The following is a 1,288-nucleotide window of genomic DNA, read 5'->3' as shown; positions in this document are numbered from 1 at the left end:
GCACCCGAAGGAGGCGCTGACTGATGAGCATCGCAGACGGAACCCTGCTGCTGGTCGGCGCCATCTTCGCGCTGCTGGTCACCGGCCTGCCGCTGGCCTTTATCACCGGCCTGGTGGCGCTGGCCTTTACCTTCGGCTGGTTTGGCCCCAACGCCCTGCCGCTGGTGACCAGCCGGGTCTACGGCTTCGTCACCGAGTACTCGCTGGTGGCGGTGCCGATGTTCGTGCTGATGGCCTCGCTGCTCGACCGATCGGGCATCGCCAAGGATCTGTTCAACGCCATGCGGGTGTTCGCCGGGCGACTGCCCGGGGGCGTCGCCGTGCAGACCGTGGTGGTGGCGTTCTTCCTGGCCGCGCTGTCCGGCATCATCGGCGGCGAAATCGTGCTGCTCGGCATCCTGGCGCTGCCGCAGATGCTCCGCCTCGGCTACGACAAGCACCTGTCGATCGGCGTGGTCTGCGCCGGCGGGGCGCTCGGTACCATGATGCCGCCGTCCATCGTGCTGATCATCTACGGCCTGATCGCCAGCGTCTCCATCGCCGACCTGTTCACCGCGGCGATCACCCCGGCGGTGATCCTGATGCTGTCCTACATCGGTTATGTGCTGGTGCGCTGCCTGCGCAACCCCGCCATGGGCCCGCCGATGAGCGAGGAGGACCGCAACGCCGGCTTCGCCTCCAGGGGTGCCGCGCTGCGCTCGATCATCGTGCCGGCGCTGATCGCCTTCATGGTGCTGGGCTCGATCTACGGCGGCGTGGCCTCGGTCACCGAGGCGGCGGCCATGGGCGTGTTCGGTGTGCTGCTGGCGGTGCTGGCCCGGGGCGAGTTCTCGTTCTCGATGATGCACCAGAGCCTGTCCCAGACCCTGGTGACCTGCGGCATGATCATCTGGATCGGCATCGGCGCCGCCGCCCTGGTCGGGGTCTACAACCTGATGGGCGGCAACCGCTTCATCTCCGGCATGATCATGGATCTGGACGTCTCGCCCATCGTGATCATCCTGGTGATGATGGCGATCCTGATCGTGCTCGGCATGTTCCTCGACTGGATCGGGGTGGCCATGCTGACCCTGCCGATCTTCGTGCCGATCATCGTGCAGCTGGGCTACAGCCCGATCTGGTTCGGCATCCTGTTCGCGGTGAACATGCAGGTGTCCTTCCTGTCGCCGCCGTTCGGTCCCGCGGCCTTCTACCTGAAGGGCGTGGCGCCACCGGAGATCAGCCTCAAGGACATCTTCGTCTCGGTGCTGCCCTTTATCGCCCTGCAGCTATGCGTACTCGCGGCGCT

The 1,288-nt window shown here is 66.3% G+C and carries 1 protein-coding gene; it reads left to right on the top strand.

Features of this window, described 5'->3' with window-relative positions:
- Positions 1-23 precede the first annotated feature (23 nt).
- Positions 24-1,288, top strand: a 1,265-nt coding sequence (locus tag KUV74_RS20725; protein ID WP_222517283.1) for a TRAP transporter large permease subunit, incomplete at its 3' end; no start/stop codon positions are given.

This window comes from Halomonas sp. DP1Y21-3 (assembly GCF_019801245.1).
Classification (GTDB): Bacteria; Pseudomonadota; Gammaproteobacteria; order Pseudomonadales; family Halomonadaceae; genus Halomonas; species Halomonas litopenaei.
The sequence above is the reverse complement of the archived record's forward strand: the minus strand, read 5'-3'. Positions and strand labels throughout refer to the sequence as shown.